General features: G+C 59.7%; 1 protein-coding gene. It reads left to right on the forward strand.

From position 1 onward, the window contains the following. Positions 1-107: 107 nt before the first annotated feature. A complete protein-coding gene (locus tag FFS52_RS23550) occupies positions 108-1247 on the forward strand; it encodes an ISL3 family transposase (protein ID WP_249356646.1) in 1140 nt (379 codons plus the stop codon). The last annotated feature ends 34 nt before the right edge of the window (positions 1248-1281 follow it).

The raw sequence follows: 1281 nt of genomic DNA on the forward strand, positions 1-1281 counted from the left end.
AGTGGGCGTTGCGCACTGTCAGAGTACTGCAGAAGTTGCTGGGAATCGAGCGTGCCCGTGTCGTGGGTGTCAGGTTCGATGAGGATGATCGTGGGCAGGTCATCGTGGTGACACTGGAGCTGCACGCGAACGCACGATCACGGTGCCCGCAGTGTAAGAAGCGGTGCCCTGGTTACGATCAGCCACCGGCACCGCGACGGTGGCGACATCTCGACATGGGTGGCTGGCGATGCTTCCTCGAGTTGCCCGCCAACCGCGTGAAGTGTCCTCGCCATGGTACGAAGACTGAGTTGGTTCCGTGGGCACGTCCGGAAGCGAAGATGACCAGGGCTTTCGACGACACCGTCGCATGGCTGTGTGCGCACGCCCCGATGACCGCGGTGAGTGCCTATCTACGGGTTTCCTGGCGGACGGTGTCTCGTATCGTCGAGCGCGTGGTCGACGACCATGTCGGACTGACTAAACGCTTGAACGGGTTGCGGCGTATCGGCATCGATGAAATCGCTTATCGCAAGGGCCGCAAGTACTTGGTCGTCGTGGTCAACCATGACACAGGTCAGTTGGTGTGGGCGGGTGAGGGCGCCAAGAAGGAGACCATCGAGCGATTCTTCGACGAACTGGGTGACGTGCGAGCACGCAAGATCACTCACATCAGTGCTGATGGGGCCGAATACATCGGTGCGGTCCTCGCTGAGCAGGCGCCGGGGGCGTACTGGTGTATGGACCCATTCCATGTGCTGCAGTGGGTTAGTCAGGCGTTGGACCGGTGCCGGTCTCGGGTGATGAGCCGGATAGCCGGCTTGTCGAAGGTGGAACGCGGCCGATTGAGGTGGGCGTTGTTGAAGAATCCTGACGACCTCACCGAGAGTCAGGAGCGGCTGCAGTCCATCGTGGTCACCGATGCCAACAGTGTGCTGGCCCGTGCGTATCAGATGAAAGAAGAGATAAGGCACATACTTTCAGGTGCTTACTCCTCGTGTTGGGCGCCGTTGCGGCGCTGGTTGAGGAAGGCGGAGACCTGCGATATACCCGAGATTCGCACCCTGGCGCCGAGTATCCGTAAACGTGAGGTGCAAATCTACAACGCGGTCGAGTGTCAGATGAGCAACGCGCGAGTCGAAGCAACGAACTGCCATCTGCGGTCATTGACGAAGCGGTCATACGGATTTCACACACCTGACGCTTTGATCGCGATGGCGAACCTCACCAGGGGTGGCGCATGCCCGGAACTTCCACATCGAAACTGACCGAAAACCGCCCACTTTCAGGTCACGAGATCCA

Origin of the sequence: Gordonia sp. ALPHA1B1 (assembly GCF_005502615.1) — a bacterium.
GTDB classification, from domain to species: Bacteria; Actinomycetota; Actinomycetes; order Mycobacteriales; family Mycobacteriaceae; genus Gordonia; species Gordonia hongkongensis.